This window comes from Streptococcus sp. CF8-6 (genome assembly GCF_024295845.1).
Classification (GTDB): Bacteria; Bacillota; Bacilli; order Lactobacillales; family Streptococcaceae; genus Streptococcus; species Streptococcus oralis_BO.
Window position 1 is genome coordinate 179297 of record NZ_JANCOF010000004.1, and the last position, 19601, is coordinate 198897.

At 40.2% G+C, this 19601-nt stretch carries 22 protein-coding genes; 21 read left to right on the forward strand and 1 reads right to left on the reverse strand.

The window, feature by feature from the left end; genetic code table 11:
• Nucleotides 1–17: 17 nt before the first annotated feature.
• The 19 genes from NML69_RS07490 to NML69_RS07580 all read left to right on the forward strand — a co-directional run bounded on the left by NML69_RS07490 (nucleotide 18) and on the right by NML69_RS07580 (nucleotide 14192).
• The gene (locus NML69_RS07490; protein WP_254726089.1) at nucleotides 18–1226 is read left to right on the forward strand and encodes an MFS transporter; all 1209 of its coding nucleotides are present in this window, start codon (nucleotides 18–20) and stop codon (nucleotides 1224–1226) included.
• A 132-nt stretch (nucleotides 1227–1358) separates the two neighbouring features.
• The gene (rpsF, locus tag NML69_RS07495) at nucleotides 1359–1649 is read left to right on the forward strand and encodes a 30S ribosomal protein S6 (RefSeq protein ID WP_001151782.1); all 291 of its coding nucleotides are present in this window, start codon (nucleotides 1359–1361) and stop codon (nucleotides 1647–1649) included.
• 11 nt (nucleotides 1650–1660) lie between these two features.
• Nucleotides 1661–2131, forward strand: coding sequence for a single-stranded DNA-binding protein SsbA (ssbA, locus tag NML69_RS07500; RefSeq protein ID WP_000609596.1), 471 nt, complete (start codon nucleotides 1661–1663; stop codon nucleotides 2129–2131).
• A 31-nt stretch (nucleotides 2132–2162) separates the two neighbouring features.
• Nucleotides 2163–2402 (forward strand): 30S ribosomal protein S18, encoded by a 240-nt coding sequence (gene rpsR / locus NML69_RS07505; protein WP_000068664.1) that lies wholly within the window; start codon nucleotides 2163–2165, stop codon nucleotides 2400–2402.
• A gap of 411 nt (nucleotides 2403–2813) precedes the next feature.
• A complete protein-coding gene (locus NML69_RS07510; protein ID WP_084937124.1) occupies nucleotides 2814–3323 on the forward strand; it encodes a GNAT family N-acetyltransferase in 510 nt (169 codons plus the stop codon).
• A 435-nt stretch (nucleotides 3324–3758) separates the two neighbouring features.
• Complete coding sequence (gene wecB / locus NML69_RS07515) at nucleotides 3759–4913, forward strand: non-hydrolyzing UDP-N-acetylglucosamine 2-epimerase (protein WP_254726091.1); 1155 nt, start codon at nucleotides 3759–3761, stop codon at nucleotides 4911–4913.
• Nucleotide 4914: 1 nt separating this feature from the next.
• Nucleotides 4915–5694 carry a hypothetical protein gene (locus NML69_RS07520; RefSeq protein ID WP_254726093.1) on the forward strand — a complete coding sequence of 260 codons (780 nt, stop codon included), beginning with the start codon at nucleotides 4915–4917 and terminating at the stop codon, nucleotides 5692–5694.
• Between the two features lie 9 nt (nucleotides 5695–5703).
• On the forward strand, nucleotides 5704–5844 hold the full coding sequence (locus NML69_RS07525; protein ID WP_000176307.1) for a hypothetical protein: 141 nt from the start codon (nucleotides 5704–5706) through the stop codon (nucleotides 5842–5844).
• Nucleotides 5837–7147: a glycosyltransferase gene (locus NML69_RS07530; RefSeq protein ID WP_000625489.1), complete on the forward strand. Its 1311-nt coding sequence runs from the start codon at nucleotides 5837–5839 to the stop codon at nucleotides 7145–7147. Before NML69_RS07525 ends, NML69_RS07530 begins: the two co-directional genes overlap by 8 nt.
• Before the next feature lie 8 nt (nucleotides 7148–7155).
• Nucleotides 7156–8259 (forward strand): glycosyl hydrolase family 8, encoded by a 1104-nt coding sequence (locus NML69_RS07535; RefSeq protein WP_254726095.1) that lies wholly within the window; start codon nucleotides 7156–7158, stop codon nucleotides 8257–8259.
• Between the two features lie 122 nt (nucleotides 8260–8381).
• Nucleotides 8382–9782 carry a bifunctional Cof-type HAD-IIB family hydrolase/peptidylprolyl isomerase gene (locus tag NML69_RS07540; protein ID WP_254726097.1) on the forward strand — a complete coding sequence of 467 codons (1401 nt, stop codon included), beginning with the start codon at nucleotides 8382–8384 and terminating at the stop codon, nucleotides 9780–9782.
• A 1-nt stretch (nucleotide 9783) separates the two neighbouring features.
• Nucleotides 9784–10143, forward strand: a complete 360-nt coding sequence (locus tag NML69_RS07545) for a S1 RNA-binding domain-containing protein (protein WP_000689613.1) — start codon at nucleotides 9784–9786, stop codon at nucleotides 10141–10143.
• A gap of 53 nt (nucleotides 10144–10196) precedes the next feature.
• Complete coding sequence (locus tag NML69_RS07550) at nucleotides 10197–10946, forward strand: tRNA1(Val) (adenine(37)-N6)-methyltransferase (protein ID WP_254726099.1); 750 nt, start codon at nucleotides 10197–10199, stop codon at nucleotides 10944–10946.
• Complete coding sequence (locus NML69_RS07555; RefSeq protein WP_000349631.1) at nucleotides 10936–11220, forward strand: GIY-YIG nuclease family protein; 285 nt, start codon at nucleotides 10936–10938, stop codon at nucleotides 11218–11220. The genes NML69_RS07550 and NML69_RS07555 overlap by 11 nt, the downstream gene beginning before the upstream one ends.
• 85 nt (nucleotides 11221–11305) lie before the next feature.
• The gene (locus tag NML69_RS07560; protein ID WP_000036036.1) at nucleotides 11306–12241 is read left to right on the forward strand and encodes a manganese-dependent inorganic pyrophosphatase; all 936 of its coding nucleotides are present in this window, start codon (nucleotides 11306–11308) and stop codon (nucleotides 12239–12241) included.
• Between the two features lie 53 nt (nucleotides 12242–12294).
• Nucleotides 12295–12621, forward strand: coding sequence for a DUF2568 domain-containing protein (locus NML69_RS07565; RefSeq protein ID WP_042769125.1), 327 nt, complete (start codon nucleotides 12295–12297; stop codon nucleotides 12619–12621).
• A gap of 122 nt (nucleotides 12622–12743) precedes the next feature.
• Nucleotides 12744–13256 carry a YiiX/YebB-like N1pC/P60 family cysteine hydrolase gene (locus tag NML69_RS07570; protein WP_254726100.1) on the forward strand — a complete coding sequence of 171 codons (513 nt, stop codon included), beginning with the start codon at nucleotides 12744–12746 and terminating at the stop codon, nucleotides 13254–13256.
• Nucleotides 13240–13890: a DUF1803 domain-containing protein gene (locus tag NML69_RS07575; protein ID WP_254726102.1), complete on the forward strand. Its 651-nt coding sequence runs from the start codon at nucleotides 13240–13242 to the stop codon at nucleotides 13888–13890. The genes NML69_RS07570 and NML69_RS07575 overlap by 17 nt, the downstream gene beginning before the upstream one ends.
• A gap of 101 nt (nucleotides 13891–13991) precedes the next feature.
• Nucleotides 13992–14192 carry a CsbD family protein gene (locus NML69_RS07580; RefSeq protein ID WP_000051179.1) on the forward strand — a complete coding sequence of 67 codons (201 nt, stop codon included), beginning with the start codon at nucleotides 13992–13994 and terminating at the stop codon, nucleotides 14190–14192.
• A gap of 31 nt (nucleotides 14193–14223) precedes the next feature.
• Here NML69_RS07580 and NML69_RS07585 read toward each other — a convergent pair whose 3' ends face one another.
• Nucleotides 14224–15669, reverse strand: a complete 1446-nt coding sequence (locus NML69_RS07585) for a UDP-N-acetylmuramoyl-L-alanyl-D-glutamate--L-lysine ligase (RefSeq protein WP_254726104.1) — start codon at nucleotides 15667–15669, stop codon at nucleotides 14224–14226.
• 105 nt (nucleotides 15670–15774) lie between these two features.
• On the opposite strand from NML69_RS07585, the gene NML69_RS07590 reads away from it, so the two are divergent.
• Together NML69_RS07590 and NML69_RS07595 are read left to right on the forward strand one after the other, a co-directional pair.
• The gene (locus tag NML69_RS07590) at nucleotides 15775–17397 is read left to right on the forward strand and encodes a polysaccharide biosynthesis protein (protein WP_254726106.1); all 1623 of its coding nucleotides are present in this window, start codon (nucleotides 15775–15777) and stop codon (nucleotides 17395–17397) included.
• A 202-nt stretch (nucleotides 17398–17599) separates the two neighbouring features.
• Nucleotides 17600–19558 carry a peptide ABC transporter substrate-binding protein gene (locus NML69_RS07595; RefSeq protein WP_254726108.1) on the forward strand — a complete coding sequence of 653 codons (1959 nt, stop codon included), beginning with the start codon at nucleotides 17600–17602 and terminating at the stop codon, nucleotides 19556–19558.
• Nucleotides 19559–19601: the final 43 nt, after the last annotated feature.

Sequence of the window (19601 nt, forward strand, 5' to 3'; positions counted from 1 at the left end):
TTGTTAAAGGAGAAACTATGTTTAAACGAAATTACCGGAAGAATATCGGTCTCATGGCTGGTGTGGAATTTTTTGCCTTTCTGGGCATTACCAGCTTTTGGATTCTATTTCTCAGTCAAAACGGGATGTCGCTTTGGCAGATTGGCTTATTGGAAAGTATTTTTCATGCCACCAGTGTCATCTGTGAAATTCCCTCTGGAATGTTAGCTGACCGCTATTCCTATAAAACCAATCTATATTTAAGTCGAATAGCTGGAATTGCGTCGTCTATTCTCATGTTAGCAGGGCAAGGTAATTTTTGGATTTACGCACTCGCTATGGTGGTGAGTGCCTTGTCTTATAATTTTGATTCGGGGACGAGTGCAGCCATGGTTTATGATTCGGCCGTGGAAGCCGGATTAAAAGAGCGCTACTTATCTATCTCCAGTTTTATGTCAGGGGTAGCAGAAGGAACTCGGTCTTTGGGAACCGTTTTAGCGGGGTTTTTTGTCCATGGTCAATTGCACTTGACTTACTATATCATAATTGTTACTTCTATAATCGTTCTTTTCCTAACTTGGATGCTAAAAGAGCCTAGTGTTAAAGCGCAAAAATCTGAGCGTCTGACCATGAAAAGGATTATGTGGACTGTCAAAGAGGAGCTGCAGAGAAATCCCAGTCTTTTTGGTTGGATGCTTCTGTCCCAAATCATCGGGACACTGATGTGCATGTTTTATTTTTACTATCAAAATCAACTGCCGGACTTAGAAGGATGGCAGATTTCGATGGTCATGCTAATCGGTAGTGTTTTGAATATCTGGGCAGTTTATCTAGCGAGTAAGATTGGAAAGAAGTATGCAGCCTTAAAGCTCTTTCCAATTCTTGTACTCTTAACGGGAGTGACCTACTTACTTTCCTACTTTGGTACGCCACTGATTTATATTTTCATTTATTTGATTAGTAACGCCTTATATGCTCTCTTTCAACCGATTTTTGACAACGATTTACAAAAGCGACTCCCAAGTGAGGTACGGGCAACCATGCTAAGTGTCTACTCCATGATGTTCAGCCTGAGTATGATTGTTATTTTTCCTCTTACGGGATGGCTGATTGATGCTCTAGGTTTTGTAGAAGCCTTTATTTACTTAGGATTCTTTTTAGTAATAGTCGCCTTTTCACTATTCTTCATTTTGAAAGAGATGGCCAGAGCTTTAGAACTGAAAGAGAATGTTATTTCTAAGCAATAGAGTTATTTTTCATTTTTATCTTTTTTCTCTTGCTATCTACTAGTATTTCTAGTATAATAGTTAATTGTGAGCAAACCTCACTTACCCCTTGCAAAGTCTTGGGGTCATTAGACCAAAAGGAGGAACATATCAATGGCTAAATACGAAATTCTTTATATCATTCGTCCAAACATTGAAGAAGAAGCGAAAAACGCTTTGGTAGCACGTTTTGACTCTATCTTGACTGACAACGGTGCAACTGTTGTTGAATCAAAATCATGGGAAAAACGTCGTCTTGCATACGAAATCCAAGATTTCCGTGAAGGACTTTACCACATCGTTAACGTTGAAGCAAACGACGACGCAGCTCTTAAAGAGTTTGACCGTCTTTCAAAAATCAACGCTGACATTCTTCGTCACATGATCGTCAAACTTGACGCGTAAGAAGGTAGATTATGATTAACAATGTTGTACTTGTAGGGCGTATGACACGTGACGCTGAGTTGCGTTATACCCCATCAAATGTAGCAGTTGCGACTTTTACTCTTGCAGTAAACCGTACATTCAAGAGTCAAAATGGCGAACGTGAGGCTGATTTTATCAATGTCGTTATGTGGCGCCAACAGGCTGAAAATCTTGCTAACTGGGCTAAAAAAGGCTCTCTTATCGGGATCACAGGTCGTATCCAGACTCGTAGTTACGATAACCAGCAAGGACAACGTGTCTACGTAACAGAAGTCGTGGCTGAGAATTTCCAAATGTTGGAAAGCCGCGGAGTGCGCGAAGGACATACAGGTGGGGCTTATTCTGCACCAACTGCTGGTCAATCAGCACCTGCAAACCCAGTACCAGACTTTTCACGTTCTGAAAATCCATTTGGAGCAACAAATCCATTGGACATTTCAGATGATGATTTACCATTCTAATGGACAATTAATACTATAAAGGAGAAAAAACATGGCTCAACAACGTCGTGGCGGATTCAAACGCCGTAAAAAAGTTGATTACATCGCAGCAAACAAAATTGAATATGTTGATTACAAAGATACTGAGCTTCTTAGCCGTTTCGTTTCAGAACGTGGGAAAATCCTTCCTCGTCGTGTAACAGGAACTTCAGCTAAAAACCAACGTAAAGTAACAACAGCTATCAAACGCGCTCGCGTAATGGCTTTGATGCCTTTCGTAAACGAAGATTAAAAAAAAGACCCATAAGGGTCTTTTTTTCACGAGCATGGAAACGAGAGAGCGAGTTGGGGTCCGGGTGGACCTCTTTTTCATGAGCATGAAAACAAGAAAGCGAATTAAGCCCCCAACAGGTCTTTTTTTCATGAGCCTTGAAATGAGAGAGCGAGTTGAGGTCCAGTGGACCTCTTTTTCATGAGCTTGGAAATAAGAAAGCGAGTCAAGCCCCCAACAGGTCTTTGTTTCACGAGCTTTGAAACGAGAGAGCGAGTTGGGTCCAGTGGCCCTTTTTTTCAGACTTTTCCAGGACTCTGTTAGAATGGAGTCCCTTTTGACCTAGTAAGATTCTTTTGTCTTACTAGGTTTTTTCTTTTAATCTCTATTATCGTGCTATAATAGTGGAAGAAGGCTTTTAAGGAGTACCTTATGGAAACAACATGTCTGATTAGAAAAATGCAAACATCTGATGTTAAAGAACTATCCCAAGGTTTTACCAATCAAGGTTGGCCGGGTAGAGAAGAAATTTTGGCTAGGTATTTTCTTGAACAAGAATGTGGGGAGAGAGAAGTCTTAGTTGCAGAGGTTGGGGGTGCTTTAGTGGGTTATGTCACAATTTTGCCTTGCGCTAAGCAGGGGCCTTTTGCAGAAATCTATCCAGAACTCTCAGATTTTAATGTCTTTGAGCCCTTTCAAAATCAAGGTACTGGAAACTTCTTGATGGAAGAGGCAGAAAATCGAGTTAAGCTCATATCGGATAAGGTTACCCTTGGTGTTGGGCTCCATTCAGGGTATGGACCTGCCCAGAGATTGTACATCAAACGAGGTTATATTCCAGATGGTTCGGGCGTCTGGTATCAAAATCACAGATCGGCTATGGATGCTACTTGTGAAGATATCGGTGACCTTGTTTTATATCTGTCAAAAGATTTGATTTAAGATAGATCTTATAAGGTTTAACTTTAAAATGGCAAGAAGTCGTAACCTCCTTTTTCATTCGAAAAAGGAATTTTTTGTTTGAAATTGTTTGATTTATTCCTCAAAGTGATAAAATATAATTGTTTGAAATATCAATACAAATATAAATATCAAAAAAAACATATAAGGTTTAGTTTTTTTAAATACGGATTCTTTTGAAAAGTCTTAAAATTTCCTAAAATAAGGCTTTTCAAAGGTTGTAAATAAAATTATTACAAAAAGGTTACAAATTGTTAAAATTAAATTAAATGAAATAATATAATTTGGAAAAAATTTGACATATAAATTAATTGACGGTAAAATAATTAAGATAATCAAATTAATTGATTTGCGCAATAATTCGATATAAAGATTAATCTGATGTGTCAAATTTTATTATAGTAGAAGGATAGCATAATGAAGAAACTGAAAGTGATGGTTGTTTTTGGAACACGACCAGAAGCTATTAAAATGGCCCCTTTAGTGCTGGAATTGCAAAAACATAGTGACAGTATTGAGACAATCACAGTTGTGACAGCTCAGCATCGTCAAATGCTGGACCAAGTTCTTGAAACGTTTCGCATTGAGCCACATTATGATCTGGATATTATGGGGAAAAATCAATCTCTTTTAGATATTACTGGAAAAATTTTAGAAAAGTTTGATCCAGTTGTTAAGCAAGAACTTCCAGATATGATTCTTGTTCATGGAGATACAACAACAACTTTTGCAGCCAGTTTAGTTGCTTTCTATAATCAGGTACGTATCGGCCACGTTGAAGCTGGTCTAAGGACCTTTGATAAGTATTCTCCTTTCCCAGAAGAGATGAATCGTCAGATGACAGATAGTCTTGCGGATCTCTATTTTGCTCCAACTAGTGAGAGTAAAGAAAATCTCCTCAAGGAAAATCATCCTGAGTCTGCTATTGTCATTACGGGAAATACAGCCATTGATGCCTTGAAACTAACCGTTCAATCGGATTACTATCATGAAGTTCTAGATCAATTGGATCCAGATAAGAAACTTGTATTGGTGACCATGCACCGTCGTGAGAATCAAGGTCAACCAATGAGAAATGTCTTTGCAGCTTTACGTGAGATGGTCGATCTTCATCAGGAAATTGAAGTTGTTTATCCTGTTCACCTTAGCCCTGCTGTGCAGGAAGCAGCAAAAGATATCTTAGCTGGTCACGATCGTATTCACTTGATTGAGCCTTTAGATGTACTTGATTTTCATAATTTGGCTTCAAGAAGCTATTTTATCATGACTGACTCTGGCGGAGTTCAGGAAGAGGCGCCTTCTCTCGGCAAACCTGTCCTTGTCCTTCGTGACACGACGGAACGTCCAGAAGGAGTAAGAGCAGGTACTTTGAAGCTAGTTGGTACGGATCCAGTATGTGTGAAAGAAGCGATGGCAGCACTTTTAACAGATGAAACTCTTTATAGACAAATGTCTCATGCACCAAATCCTTATGGAGATGGAAGAGCTTCTGAACGAATCGTACAATCCATTCAACAGTACTTTGGGGCAGCGACTTCTGTATCTGAATTCAAAGGGGGGGGAATAAGATAAAATGAAAAATTGGAGTCAATTTAAAAACTGGCTTATGGCTTTGCTTGCTTGTGAGGTCATTCTTTTGGTGCTTTGTTTTTTGTACGCTCGAGCAATCATTTTAGAACAAATCTTGTTTTTAGCTTTAGCCTTGTTTGCAGTGTTGGTATTATCTGACCTTTTGCTTACTTGGACCCTTATCTTAGCATTTGGTTTTGGACTTATCGTTTTGGTTGCGGGTGTGGTTTATATCCCAATCATTCAACTGGTCTTCTTATTAATCAGTTTTCCTCTTTTGATTGGGATTCTACTTAAGGTTCGTTATTATTTCTTCAAGGCGACCTCAAAGGTCCAAGAACAGGAAGACGAAGCTCAAGCAGATTACCAAGCTATGGTAACTGAGCAAAGTGATGTGACGGTACAATCCTTATTGATTCATTGGGCACATGAAGATTTGTTCTTCCAGATTAAACCGAAAGAACATAACCAGATGCTCAGTCGTATTCAAGAGGTAATTGCTCAGGAATTGAGTTACAATGATAAGCTTTATTACGTTTCAGATGGTAATTTTCTCGTTCTGTCTAGCAGTAACCAATATTCCTTGAAAGAGCTTTACTTTAATGATTTGCAGGAGAAACTAAGCAGTTTAGTTTTTCATGGAGAAGAAGGCAATCAAGAAATTCAGTTCCAAACAGGCTATTTGGTGATTAACTCTGATAATAAAGATAAATACCAAGACTACGCAGATGTAGCCAGTCATCTCAAACGTCAACTAGAGACAGATGTAATTGTAGAATATTAGGAGGGAAACATGACTTTAACCGAACTATTTTTTGGTATTGCTTTGGGACTCAGTCTCGCCTTTGGCATTTGTTTTATCATACTATTTATTGCATACAATATTCTTTACCATCGAGTGAACAAAAATTTTAAGGCGGTGAATCATGATTAGTCAAATGTTAATGATTTTTACCTTGCTTACAATTTGGATTTCTCTAGCTTGGGGCTTGGTAATTCTCTTTTCGGCAGTACACTTTTGGTTTAAACACAGTGATTTTCGTGTAGACACTTCGCCGCTACCTTATTATCCTAAGGTAACGATTGTTGTTCCTGCTCATAATGAGGATGTGGTTATTGCCCAAACAGCAAAAGCTATCTTGGATATGAACTATCCTCACGACCGTGTGGAGTTGCTTCTATTCGCAGATAACTGTTCAGATAACACCTATGCAGAATGTTTGTCTGTACAAGCCATGCCTGAATATGCAGAAAGAAATCTGACTATTATCGACCGTACTGGTACGGGAGGAAAAGCGGGTGTTCTAAACGATGCTTTGGAGATGGCAACAGGTGAATACATCTGTGTCTATGATGCAGATGCCATGCCTGAAAAGAACGCCCTTTATTTCCTTGTGAAAGAAGTGATGAAGGACCCAGAACGTCACGTGGCATCTTTTGGTCGCAACAAGACTCGAAACGCCAACCAAAATTTCTTGACTCGTTGTATCAACCAAGAAATCGTTGTTACTCAGCGCGTGCACCACGTTGGGATGTGGCATCTCTTTAAAATTGGGCGTATCCCAGGAACCAACTTTATCATTCAAACCGACTTTGTAAAGAGCATCGGGGGTTGGAAAAATGGCGCCTTAACCGAGGATACCGATATTTCCTTCAAAATCATGCAGAGTGGTAAATTGATTGCCCTTGCCTATAATTCAGAGGCTTTCCAACAAGAACCTGAAACCTTAAAGAGTTACTATATGCAGCGTAAACGTTGGGCGAAAGGAAATTATGAAGTTGTTCTCTCGAACTTTAAGCATTTATTTGGCAGAGCAAACTGGCGTGTTAAACTAGAAGTCTTTAACTATTCATGTGTTTTCTTTTGGTTTAACTTTGCCATTGTTCTATCAGATTTGATTTTCCTAGCGAATGTGCTAGCAATCTGCCTTAATCTTTTCTTCCCAGATGTCAGGGTTCCATTTGCTTTTGATGCGGACAATATCTACATTGCCCAGCTCATGCTTTTTAACTGGATACTCATGATTGGTCTCTATTTGATGCAAATTATGACAGCATTGGCAAGTCAATTTGGACAAGCGACGACAAAACAAATCTGGTTAGCCTTGGCAGCATATTTCTCTTACGCACAGATGTTTATCGTTGTATCCGTTGATTCCATTTCTTCAATAGTGCTGGATAAAGTACTCCGACGAAAAGAAACCAAGTGGGTTAAAACTAAGCGATTTGCAGGATAGGAGGATTTATGAAAACGAATAAATTAAAATATGTCTGGTTTGTGCTCATCCTTTCTATCTTTTGTTTAGCCTTGTTTTTAGCAAGAGGAAGGACTAAAATCGAGATGCGTAATCGAATTTACAGCCAATGGAGCCAACAGTTCCTTGTTACAAAAGGCGATCAGTCTTATGTTCGTACGACGAATGATTCGGAGGAGACAACAGTTCTATCTGAAGCCCAAAGTTATGGCATGCTCATAACGGTTTTAGCAGCCCAAAAAGGGCAAGCAACACAAGCAGATTTTGAGAATCTTTATCGCTATTACCAAAATCATCGTATCGAGGGAACGCAGTTGATGTCTTGGAAGCAAGTGATCACAAATGGTAGCGAAACGGTTGAGAAGCAAAATGCAACCGATGGTGATCTCTATATCGCTTATTCTTTGATTGAAGCTGCCAAGCAGTGGCCGAATAAGGCGCAGGAATACCAAACACAAGCTAAAAAAATCTTAGAAGAAATTCTTCGATACAATTACAATGAAGAGACAGGAGTGCTAACAGTAGGAAACTGGGCAAATAAGGATTCTGATTATTATTACTTGATGCGGACGTCTGATACTCTTCCTCACTATTTCCAGTCTTTCTATGACCTGACTGGAAACAAACAGTGGCTAGATGTTAAGGATAAGATGCTTGGGCAATTGGAGCAAATCAGTTCTCATTCTGATACGGGTCTCTTGCCAGACTTTATCTGGGCTGAGAAGTCAGGGGCACGTCTTGTTGATGCCAACACTATCGAATCTCAATACGATGGAGCGTATTCTTATAATGCTTGCCGTTTGCCATATCACTTGTCTCAGAGTCAGGATGAAAGAAGCCAAAAACTCGTTCAAAAGATGATGGATTTCTTTATGAAAGAGCAACGTATTTATGCTGGTTATGACTTGAATGGAACTGCCCTCAATCAATACCAGGCAGGTAGTTTCTTGGCCCCGATTACCTATGCGTCTGACAAGGGAGAAGGCTATCTGAAACTTCTTCAGCAAAATAAATACATTTTCACACAAGATTTACCTTTGGACAACTACTATGATGCAACGATGATTACCATGATTGCTCTAGAGATGTTCTAGAATGAAAAGAGAGGGTTAGTTTAACTGGCTCTCTTTTTGATAGGATTTTCATCTTTTTTCAAAAAAGGAATTTCATCAGCTTTATGGTATAATGGAAAGAGTGATGGAAAAGAGGTAGAGAGATGGATGCGAAATTAAAATACAAGGCAAAGAAGATTAAAATCGTCTTTTTTGATATCGATGATACCTTGCGTACGTCAAAGACAGGTTTTATTCCAGCTACAATTCCCACTGTCTTTAAACAGTTGCGTGAAAAAGGAATTTTAACAGGAATTGCCTCTGGTCGTGGCATTTTTGGTGTTGTTCCAGAGATTCGTGAGCTCAAGCCGGACTTTTTTGTAACCCTAAATGGGGCCTATATTGAAGATAAAAAAGGCCAGGTCATTTATCAGCATCAGATTGACAAGTCAGATGTTGAGGAGTACATTTCTTGGACAAAGGAAGAGGAAATTGAGTACGGCTTGGTTGGTAGTCATGACGCCAAACTCTCCACGCGAACAGAACTAATCAGTGAGGCTATTGATCCGATTTATCCAAACTTGGATGTGGATCCAGATTTTCATGAAAAAGCGGACATTTACCAGATGTGGACCTTTGAGGAAAAAGGGGACAACTTGCGGTTACCAGATAGCCTCTCTGGTAAACTTCGCATGGTGCGTTGGCATGAACATTCATCTGATATCGTGGCTATTTCAGGTTCAAAAGCCACAGGTGTAGCCAAGGTGGTGGAGCATTTAGGCTTGAAACCAGAGAATGTCATGGTCTTTGGAGACGGTCTCAATGACTTGGAACTCTTTGATTATGCTGGAATCAGTATTGCTATGGGAGTTTCCCATGAAAAAATCAAAGAAAAAGCAGATTATATTACAAAAACAGTAGAAGAAGATGGCATTTTTGATGCCTTAGAAGGATTTGGTATGGTAGAAAAAGAATTGCATTTCCCACAAGTAGACATTGAAACAGTAGAAGGTCCGTTGGCAACTATTAAGACAAATTACGGAGACTTGCGTATCAAGCTCTTCCCTGAACATGCTCCCAAAACAGTAGCCAACTTTGTTGCTCTGTCAAAAGATGGTTACTATGATGGTGTAATTTTCCACCGAATTATCAAGGACTTTATGATCCAAGGTGGAGACCCAACTGGTACTGGTATGGGGGGAGAGTCAATCTACGGTGACTCTTTTGAAGATGAATTTTCTGAAGAGCTCTACAATATCCGTGGTGCCCTTTCTATGGCCAATGCTGGTCCAAATACCAATGGTAGCCAGTTCTTTATCGTGCAAAACCAACACTTGCCATACTCTAAGAAAGAGATTGCGCGTGGTGGTTGGCCAGAACCAATCGCTGAGATTTATGCAGAGCAAGGTGGAACTCCTCACCTTGACCGTCGTCATACTGTTTTTGGGCAATTGGTAGACGCAGAATCTTTTGCTGTCTTAGATACCATTGCAGCTGTTGAGACTGGTGCAATGGACAAGCCAGTTGAAGATGTGGTTATTGAAACGATTGAAATTGAGGACTAGGATGAAAATTGGTGATAAGCTAAACGGGCGTATTACAGGAATTCAGCCCTATGGTGCCTTTGTTGAGTTAGAGACAGGGGTGACAGGGCTGATTCACATCTCGGAGATTCGGACGGGATTTATTGAAAATATCTATGACATTTTAAAAATTGGTGATGAGGTTCAAGTACAGGTGGTGGATTTTGACGAATACACGGGAAAAGCCAGTCTTTCTATCCGTACTTTGGAGGAAGAAAAACATCAATTGCCAAGACGGAGACGTTTTTCAAATGATCGGATCAAGCACGGTTTTGCACCACTTGCTCGAATGATGCCTGTTTGGACGCGTGAAGCATTAGAGCATTTAAAAAAGAAGCCGTAAATACGATTATCTAAATCATTTGTGCTATTAACATAATTTGATATAATAAAAGTATGAAAGAAGAACAATTATTAAAATCAGGAGAGCGAATCAACCAGCTCTTTTCGACAGATATCAAGATCATTCAAAATAGAGAGGTGTTTAGCTATTCGGTGGATAGTGTTCTCTTATCACGCTTTCCTCGCTTTCCTAAAAATGGCTTAATTGTGGACTTTTGTGCTGGAAATGGTGCAGTGGGACTTTTTGCAAGTAGTCGTACCAAGGCAAAAATTCTCTCTGTAGAAATTCAGGAGCGCTTGGCGGATATGGCAGAGCGTTCGGTTCAGTTGAATGGCTTGGAAGAGCAGATGCAGGTTATTTGCGATGATTTGAAAAATATGCCTGCCCACATTCAGGGAAGTAAGGTGGATATGATTTTGTGTAATCCGCCTTATTTTAAGGTGGATCCGCATTCTAATCTGAACGAGAGTGAGCACTACCTTCTGGCCAGACACGAAATTACGACTAACCTAGAAGAAATCTGCCGTAGTGCTCAGAGTATTCTCAAGTCTAATGGCCGTTTGGCCATGGTTCATCGTCCAGATCGGCTCTTGGATATCTTAGACATGCTTCAACGCCATAATTTGGCACCCAAGCGCCTGCAATTTGTCTATCCTAAACGTGAGAAGGAGGCCAATATGCTCTTAATCGAAGCTATCAAGGATGGATCGACCAGTGGCTTTAAGGTCTTGCCACCACTCATCGTTCACAATGATGATGGTTCTTATACACCAGAAATTCAAGAGATTTACTATGGATCATAAGGCCTATATGTATGTGGTGGAGTGCCGCGACGGTTCTTACTATACGGGCTATACAACGGATGTGAAGAGGCGCCTTGCCGTTCATAATAGTGGTAAGGGAGCCAAGTATACCCGAGCTCGCTTGCCAGTCAAACTCATCTATGTAGAGGGTTTTGCCAGTAAGGAAGAAGCCATGTCTGCCGAAGCTCTCCTCAAACGAAAGAAACGTCCACAGAAAGAACGATTTTTATCCGAAAATCAAGAGAAAAATCTAGTCAACCATATTGATGTCTAACGAGGAGTCCTTTGGCTCCTCTTACTTTTGTCAAAAGAGGAAAAAAGTGCTACAATAAGATGAATAAATTTAAAGAGGTATTATCATGTCTAAGATTCTAGTATTTGGTCACCAAAATCCAGACTCAGATGCCATCGGGTCATCTGTAGCCTTTGCTTACCTTGCAAAAGAGGCTTATGGATTGGACACAGAAGCTGTAGCACTTGGAACTCCTAATGAAGAAACAGCTTTTGTTTTGAACTATTTTGGTGTAGAAGCACCACGCGTCATCACATCTGCTAAAGCAGAAGGTGCAGAGCAAGTCATCTTGACTGACCACAATGAATTCCAACAATCAGTGTCAGATATTGCTGAAGTAGAAGTTTACGGAGTTGTGGATCACCACCGTGTGGCTAATTTTGAAACTGCCAGCCCACTTTACATGCGTTTGGAACCAGTTGGATCAGCGTCTTCTATCGTTTATCGCATGTTCAAAGAGCATGGTGTAGCTGTTCCTAAAGAAATCGCAGGTTTGATGCTTTCAGGTTTGATTTCAGATACTCTTCTTTTGAAATCTCCAACAACTCACCCATCTGATAAAGTGATTGCGCCTGAATTGGCTGAATTAGCTGGTGTCAACTTGGAAGAGTACGGTCTTGCTATGCTGAAAGCTGGTACAAACTTGGCTAGTAAATCTGCTGAAGAATTGATTGACATCGATGCTAAGACCTTTGAACTCAACGGAAATAAGGTTCGTGTTGCCCAAGTCAATACAGTTGATATTGCTGAAGTCTTGGAACGTCAAGCTGAAATCGAAGCAGCAATGCAAGCAGCTAATGCAGCAAACGGCTACTCAGATTTTGTTTTGATGATTACAGACATCGTCAACTCAAACTCAGAAATTTTGGCTCTTGGGTCAAACATGGACAAGGTCGAAGCAGCTTTCAACTTCAAACTTGAAAACAACCACGCTTTCCTTCCAGGTGCTGTTTCACGTAAGAAACAAGTGGTGCCTCAGTTGACTGAAAGCTTTAATGGGTAATTCTTAAGGAATATTTGGAACTGTTAATTTGACTATTCATAGAAGGTGATAGCATGATGCGATTGATTGAAGGACTGCGCTTTTTGGTTGAGGTTGTCGCAATACTTGGTCTTTTCTCCGTGTCTGTGATACAAATTTCTTGGCAGGAAAAATTCCTATTTTTTCTTCTAGCAGTTCTATTAATCTTATTTTGGGCGCGATATATGGCACCAAAATCTCCACATGCTTTTAAAAAATGGCACCGCCTCGTTGCAGAGACATCGATTTTTATTTTGGTTAGTGGTAGTTTTTGGTATTTGTATGGATTGCAAATAGGGATCCTCTACTTAGCCCTGTCTTTTGGAAGTTTGGTGCTACTTTATTATTTTCAGCTAGAGTGATTCTTAGAATATAGTTAATGAATTATTTTAATGGTAATCATTTGACTAGAGATTGACACGAGAAAACGATGTTTTCCATATAACTAAAGGGGTTTCGGCTCCTTTTTTTCTAGGAGAGAAAGATGTTAGAAAATGGTGATTTGATCTTTGTGAAGGATCTTTCAGATATGGGGCAGGCCATCCAGGCTTCGACCGGGAACTATAGTCATGTAGCCATCTTTTTGGACGGTTTGATCTATCATGCTAGTGGGCAAGCAGGGGTCATCTGCCAAGAACTAGATGAATTTTTTGAACGAACTCATCTCTATGACCTTTATGTCTATCCAGAGCTGGAAGCTGACTTGGTAAAAGAGAGAGCTAGCAAACATTTAGGTGCACCCTATAATGCCTCTTTTTATCCAGATGGGTCTGGTTTTTACTGCTCCCAGTATATCGTGGAAATTCTTCCTATTTTTGGGACTATTCCGATGCAATTTGGGGATGGGGAGCAGGAGATTAGCGATTTCTGGAGGGACTATTACAGGAAACTCGAACTTCCTGTGCCTCTGAATCAACTAGGGACCAATCCCAGTCAGTTGGCAGCATCTCCTCTTTTAGAATGTAAAGAAAGGAATCTTCATGATTCAGATTTTTAATCCCTCTCGTTTGACTCGGCAGCCATTTTTTATAGATTTGGTGGACTATCTGGACCAGCATAACGATGTGATCCTTCGAGAAATCAAGGCCCAGTTTCCAGATGTAGCAGTTGATAAACTCATGGAAGAGTATATTAAGGTCGGTTTGATCCGAAGGGAAAACAAACGCTATTTTCTCAATCTCCCTTTTTTAGAATCTACGGATAATTTAGCCCTTGACCAAGAAATTTTTATCAGAGAGGACAGTTCAGTTTATCATGCTCTGTTGGAGCAGAGGTTTGAGACAGAATTGCGCAATCAAACTAATGCAGCTATTTTAGTTGAAAAGACCGACTTTGCGCGAACAAAAATGACCCTATCCAACTATTTCTACAAGGTCAAGCACCAATATCCTTTGACAGAAAAACAGCAGGAACTCTATGCCATTTTGGGAGATGTCAATCCTGAGTATGCTCTCAAATATATGACGACATTTTTGCTCAAGTTCCTCAAAAAGGACCAGCTCATGCAGAAACGGCGTGATATCTTCGTTGAGAGTTTAGTCGTCTTGGGCTATATTGTTCAAAATGAAGCTGGAAAGTATGAGTTGGTTGTTGATTTCGACAAGGAACGCTTGTCTTTCTATTTGTCTTAATTGTTTGCTTTTGAGCAGATTATTTGACTTTGCTAAAGAATAAGCATAAACTAAATGTAAGCGATAACGTTTATCGTATTAAAAGCAAAGGAGACAGAGATATGTCACTTGAAAATAAATTGGATCAAGCAACTGGTGCTATCAAAGAAGGATTTGGTAAAGTTACTGGCGATAGCAAGACAGAAGCAGAAGGTACTGTAGAAAAAACAGTTGCCAAAGCAAAAGAAGTTGTTGAAGATGCTAAAGGTGCTGTAGAAGGTGCCGTTGAAGGTCTTAAAAATTCATTTAAGAAAGAAGACTAAAAAAATCAAGGGAATGTTTCCCTTGATTTTTTTATAGATAACGTTCTGCGATAGCTGCGTCTCCAGGATAGTCTTCTTTCTTTCCTTGGACGATTTGGTAACAATCAGCTCCCTTACCAGCAATAATCACGGCATCTAGTTCTTGATTTGTGATGGCCATCGCTGCCTTGATGGCTTCTTCACGATCGGCAATCTTTTCAACAGGATGATTGATGTAGCTGCTGATTTCTTCAGCAATGGCCATTGGATCTTCATAGTTGGGATCATCAGCGGTGAGAAAGACTTGAATCTCAGGATGTTGATTGAGAAGGATTCCAAAGTCTTTGCGACGACTTTCACCCTTGTTTCCAGTCGAACCGAGAACCAGAGCAATCTTTCCAGTTTGATGGGTTTCAACAACAGAAATAAGTTTTTTCAGACTGTCACCATTGTGGGCGTAGTCGATGAAGACCTTGGCACCATTTTTTTGAGTGAGAACTTCCATACGTCCAGGAACGCGGGTTGCAGCGATTCCTTTTTTGATATCTTCCAGACTAGCGCCTAGACGGAGGCAGGCAAGTCCTGCAGCGACTGCATTTTCTTGATTGAAGTGACCTATGAGTTGGATATCATAATCACCAGCGAGTTTACCTGTAGCTGAAAAGCTAAATGCTTTGGAATTCTCGATTTGGTTGCTCGACTGACTACCGTAGAAATCATGCTCTTGATGTTCAACTTGTTCTTTCAGTACAGAAAAGTGATCCATATCGCTGTTAATGACAACTGCTCGGCTATTTTCCATCAAGAGACGTTTGTGGTAGAAATAATCTTCAAAGCTTGGATGTTCAATTGGTCCGATATGGTCAGGAGTGATGTTAAGAAAGACACCTACATCAAAGGTCAGACCATATACTCGATGAACAAGATAGGCTTGGCTAGAAACTTCCATTACAAGATGGGTTCGACCATTCTGAACAGCCTGAGCCATCATGTCGAAAAGATCGATATTTTCAGGTGTCGAGAAGGAAGATTTAAAGAAGGTCTCGCCATCCAGAGTTGTGTTCATAGTTGACAAGAGAGCTGTTGGGTAGCGTTGAGATAGGATGTGGTAAGCAAAGTACGCTGCTGTTGTCTTTCCTTTTGTCCCTGTGAAAGCGAGAATTTTGAGTTTCTCTTGTGGATTGCCATAGAATTCCATAGCAATCAAACTCATGGCTTTTTTGATATCGTTCACAATGATGACGGGGATACCGACCTCGTAGTCCTTTTCTGCGACATACCAAGCTAAGCCCTGACTTATAGCGGATAGGAGGTATTCTTTTTTAAAGGCAGCACCTTTTGCAAAAAAAAGAGTCCCTTCTTTTACTTTCCTGCTGTCGTAACTGATACTATCAAAAACAACTTCACTGTAGTTGTAGTGGTAATGACCTTGGTCAATAATCTCACGAAAAAGGCCATCTTTCTTTAAAATATCTAATACGGTTTCAATCTTAATCATACTTTCTATTATAAACTTCAAGCCCGAATTTTACAAGTAACAAGGAAAAGTTTATAATGGAAGATAAGGAACTTTTCCTAGTTATCAAAATTGAATGAGGAAGCTATGTCTAACGAAAACAATCACCAGCAAGCCCAGATGTTGCGAGGGACTGCTTGGCTAACAGCTAGTAACTTTATTAGTCGCCTCCTTGGTGCTATCTATATTATTCCCTGGTATATCTGGATGGGGACTTATGCCGCTAAGGCAAATGGACTCTTTACTATGGGCTACAATATTTATGCTTGGTTCTTGCTGATTTCAACAGCGGGTATCCCAGTTGCGGTCGCTAAACAAGTAGCTAAATACAATACCATGCGAGAAGAAGAACACAGCTTTGCCTTGATTCGGAGTTTCCTAGGCTTTATGACTGGCTTGGGACTGGTCTTTGCCTTGGTCTTGTATCTCTTTTCTCCCTGGTTAGCAGATTTATCAGGTGTGGGGAAAGATTTGATACCTATCATGCAGAGTTTGGCGTGGGCGGTCTTGATTTTCCCGTCAATGAGCGTCATCCGAGGCTTCTTCCAAGGGATGAATAACCTGAAACCTTATGCCATGAGTCAAATCGCCGAGCAGGTGATCCGTGTTATCTGGATGTTGTTGGCAACCTTCTTCATTATGAAGATGGGTTCTGGTGACTACTTATCAGCCGTTACTCAGTCAACCTTTGCAGCCTTTGTGGGGATGGTGGCAAGTTTTGCAGTTTTGATTTATTTCCTTGCCCAAGAAGGTTTGCTTAAAAGAGTCTTTGAAACACGGGATAAAATCAATAGTAAGCGACTCTTAGTCGATACCATCAAGGAAGCCATTCCCTTTATCCTGACAGGATCAGCCATTCAACTCTTCCAAATCTTAGACCAGATGACCTTTATCAATAGTATGAAGTGGTTTACCAACTACAGCAATGAAGACTTGGTTGTCATGTTTTCTTATTTTTCAGCCAATCCTAATAAAATTACTATGATTTTAATCTCTGTGGGGGTTTCAATTGGGAGTGTCGGTTTGCCATTGTTGACGGAAAACTATGTAAAAGGTGACTTGCAGGCAGCGGCTCGCCTAGTCCAAGATAGCCTCACCATGCTTTTCTTATTTCTACTGCCGGCAACGGTTGGAGTGGTCATGGTAGGGGAGCCTCTTTATACAGTCTTTTACGGTAAGCCAGATAGTCTGGCCATGGGCTTATTTGTCTTTGCAGTTTTGCAGTCTACTATCCTAGGCTTGTATATGGTCTTGTCTCCTATGCTTCAGGCCATGTTCCGCAACCGCAAGGCAGTTCTTTATTTTGTCTATGGTTCCATTGCTAAGATCGTCTTGCAATTGCCAACCATTGCTATTTTCCACAGCTACGGTCCCTTGATTTCAACGACTATCGGTTTGATTATTCCGAATGTCCTGATGTACCGAGACATCTGCCAGGTAACGGGTGCTCGTCGAAAGATTATATTGAAGCGAACCATTTTGATTACCATCTTGACCCTCGTCATGTTTATCCTAGTTGGCTTCTTTCAGTGGCTACTCGGTTTTGTCTTCCAGCCAAGTGGACGTTTCTGGAGTTTCCTTTATGTGGCTCTCATCGGGGGACTTGGGGGAGGTCTTTATGGTTTGATGAGCCTACGAACTCGACTCTTAGACAAGATAATCGGCAAAGCTCAAGCAGACAGACTACGTACACGACTGAAAATCTCGTAAAAAGATTTATAAATAAAAGTAATAAATTTAACCTTTCTTTAACAGAAAGGTTTTTATTCTACATTTTTCTTAAAAAAAGAGAACTTTTTCTAAAATTAAGAGCAAAAAATATGCTTTTTTAAGTTTTTCTTCAGAAATTACTTGACTAAATAAAACCAAAGCTGTATAATAAGACAAAACTTTTAAACAGGAGGTTCTGGAAATGAAAAAGTCTAAGGCCAAGTATCTGACACTTGCAAGTGTCGTGTTAAGCGCTGGTATTCTACTGAGCGCATGTGGAAATTCAAGTAGCGCTACTAAAACATATAACTATGTTTATTCGAGCGATCCATCCAGTTTGAACTATCTCGCAGAAAACCGTGCAACAACCAACGACATCGTGACCAATTTGGTGGATGGGTTAATGGAAAATGACCAATATGGTAACTATGTTCCATCATTGGCAGAAGATTGGACTGTTTCTCAGGACGGTTTGACCTATACCTACAAATTGCGTAAGGATGCAAAATGGTATACTTATGAGGGTGAAGAATACGCCCCTGTAACGGCCCAAGACTTTGTGACAGGTTTGAAATATGCTGCTGATAAAAAATCCGAAGCCTTGTACCTGGTTCAAGACTCTGTAGCAGGTTTGGATGACTATATCAACGGGAAAACAACTGACTTTTCAACAGTCGGTGTTAAGGCGATTGACGACCAAACAGTTCAGTATACTTTGACACGTCCAGAACCTTATTGGAATTCTAAAACAACTTCAACCATTCTCTTCCCTGTCAATGCAGACTTCCTAAAATCAAAAGGGGATGATTTTGGTAAGGTAGATCCTTCTAGCATTTTGTATAGTGGACCTTTCTTGATGAAATCGTTTGTTTCAAAATCTGTTATCGAATACAAGAAAAATCCAAATTACTGGGACGCTAAAAATGTCTTTGTGGATGATGTGAAATTGACTTACTATGACGGTAGTGACCAGGATGCCCTAGCTCGTAACTTCGTAGAAGGAGTCTACAGCTACGCACGTCTCTATCCAAATAGCTCAAGCTTTGAAGGAATTAAAGAGAAGAACAAGGATAACATCATCTATAGTATGCAAAATGCAACTTCTTATTACTTGAACTTCAACTTGGACAGAAAATCTTATAACTTCACGTCTAAATCCTCAGATATCGAAAAGAAATCTACCCAGGAAGCAGTTCTGAATAAAAACTTCCGTCAAGCCTTCAACTATGCTTACAACCGTACAGCCTATGGAGCTCAATCTCAAGGGGAAGATGGAGCAACGAAGATTATTCGTAACCTAGTGGTACCTCCTACGTTTGTAAGTATCAACGGAAAAGACTTTGGCGATGTTGTTTCAGAAAAGATGGTCAACTATGGCCAAGAATGGCAAGGAATCAACTTTGCAGATGCGCAAGACCCATACTACAATCCTGACAAGGCTAAAGCTAAATTTGCAGAAGCTAAGAAAGAATTGGAAGCTAAGGGTGTGCAATTCCCAATCCACTTGGATGTATCTGTGGACCAATCAGCTAAAAAAGGCGTACTTGAAGCAAGCTCTTTGAAACAATCCATCGAATCTGTTCTAGGAGCTGAGAATGTGGTTATTGATATCCAACAGTTATCAACAGATGACTACGATAATTCTAGCTACCTCGCTCAAACCGCAGCTCAAAAAGACTTTGATATCTATAATGGCGGTTGGAGTGCTGACTACTTGGATCCATCAAGTTATCTAGATATCCTAAATGTCAATAACGGTGGTATGTTGCAAAACCTTGGTTTAGAGCCAGGTGAAGTCAATGACAAGGCCAAGGCAGTTGGTCTGGATACTTACACTCAAATGTTAGAAGAAGCGAACAAGGAGCAAGATCCAGCAAAACGTTATGAAAAATATGCTGAAATTCAAGCTTGGCTCGTTGATAGCGCCCTTGCAATTCCAAACGTTTCCCAAGGTGGAACACCTGGCTTGAGAAAGACAGTTCCATTCTCAGCGCCATTCTCACAAGCTGGAAATAAGGGTGTCGAATCATACAAATATCTCAAGTTGCAAGATAAGACTGTAACGACTGATGAGTATGAAAAAGCTAAAGAAAAATGGCTAAAAGAAAAAGAAGAATCAAATAAAAAAGCCCAAGAAGAACTGGCAAAACACGTTAAATAACCAGTCTATTCAACAGGAAAAACGATAGTTTCTCAAGGAACTA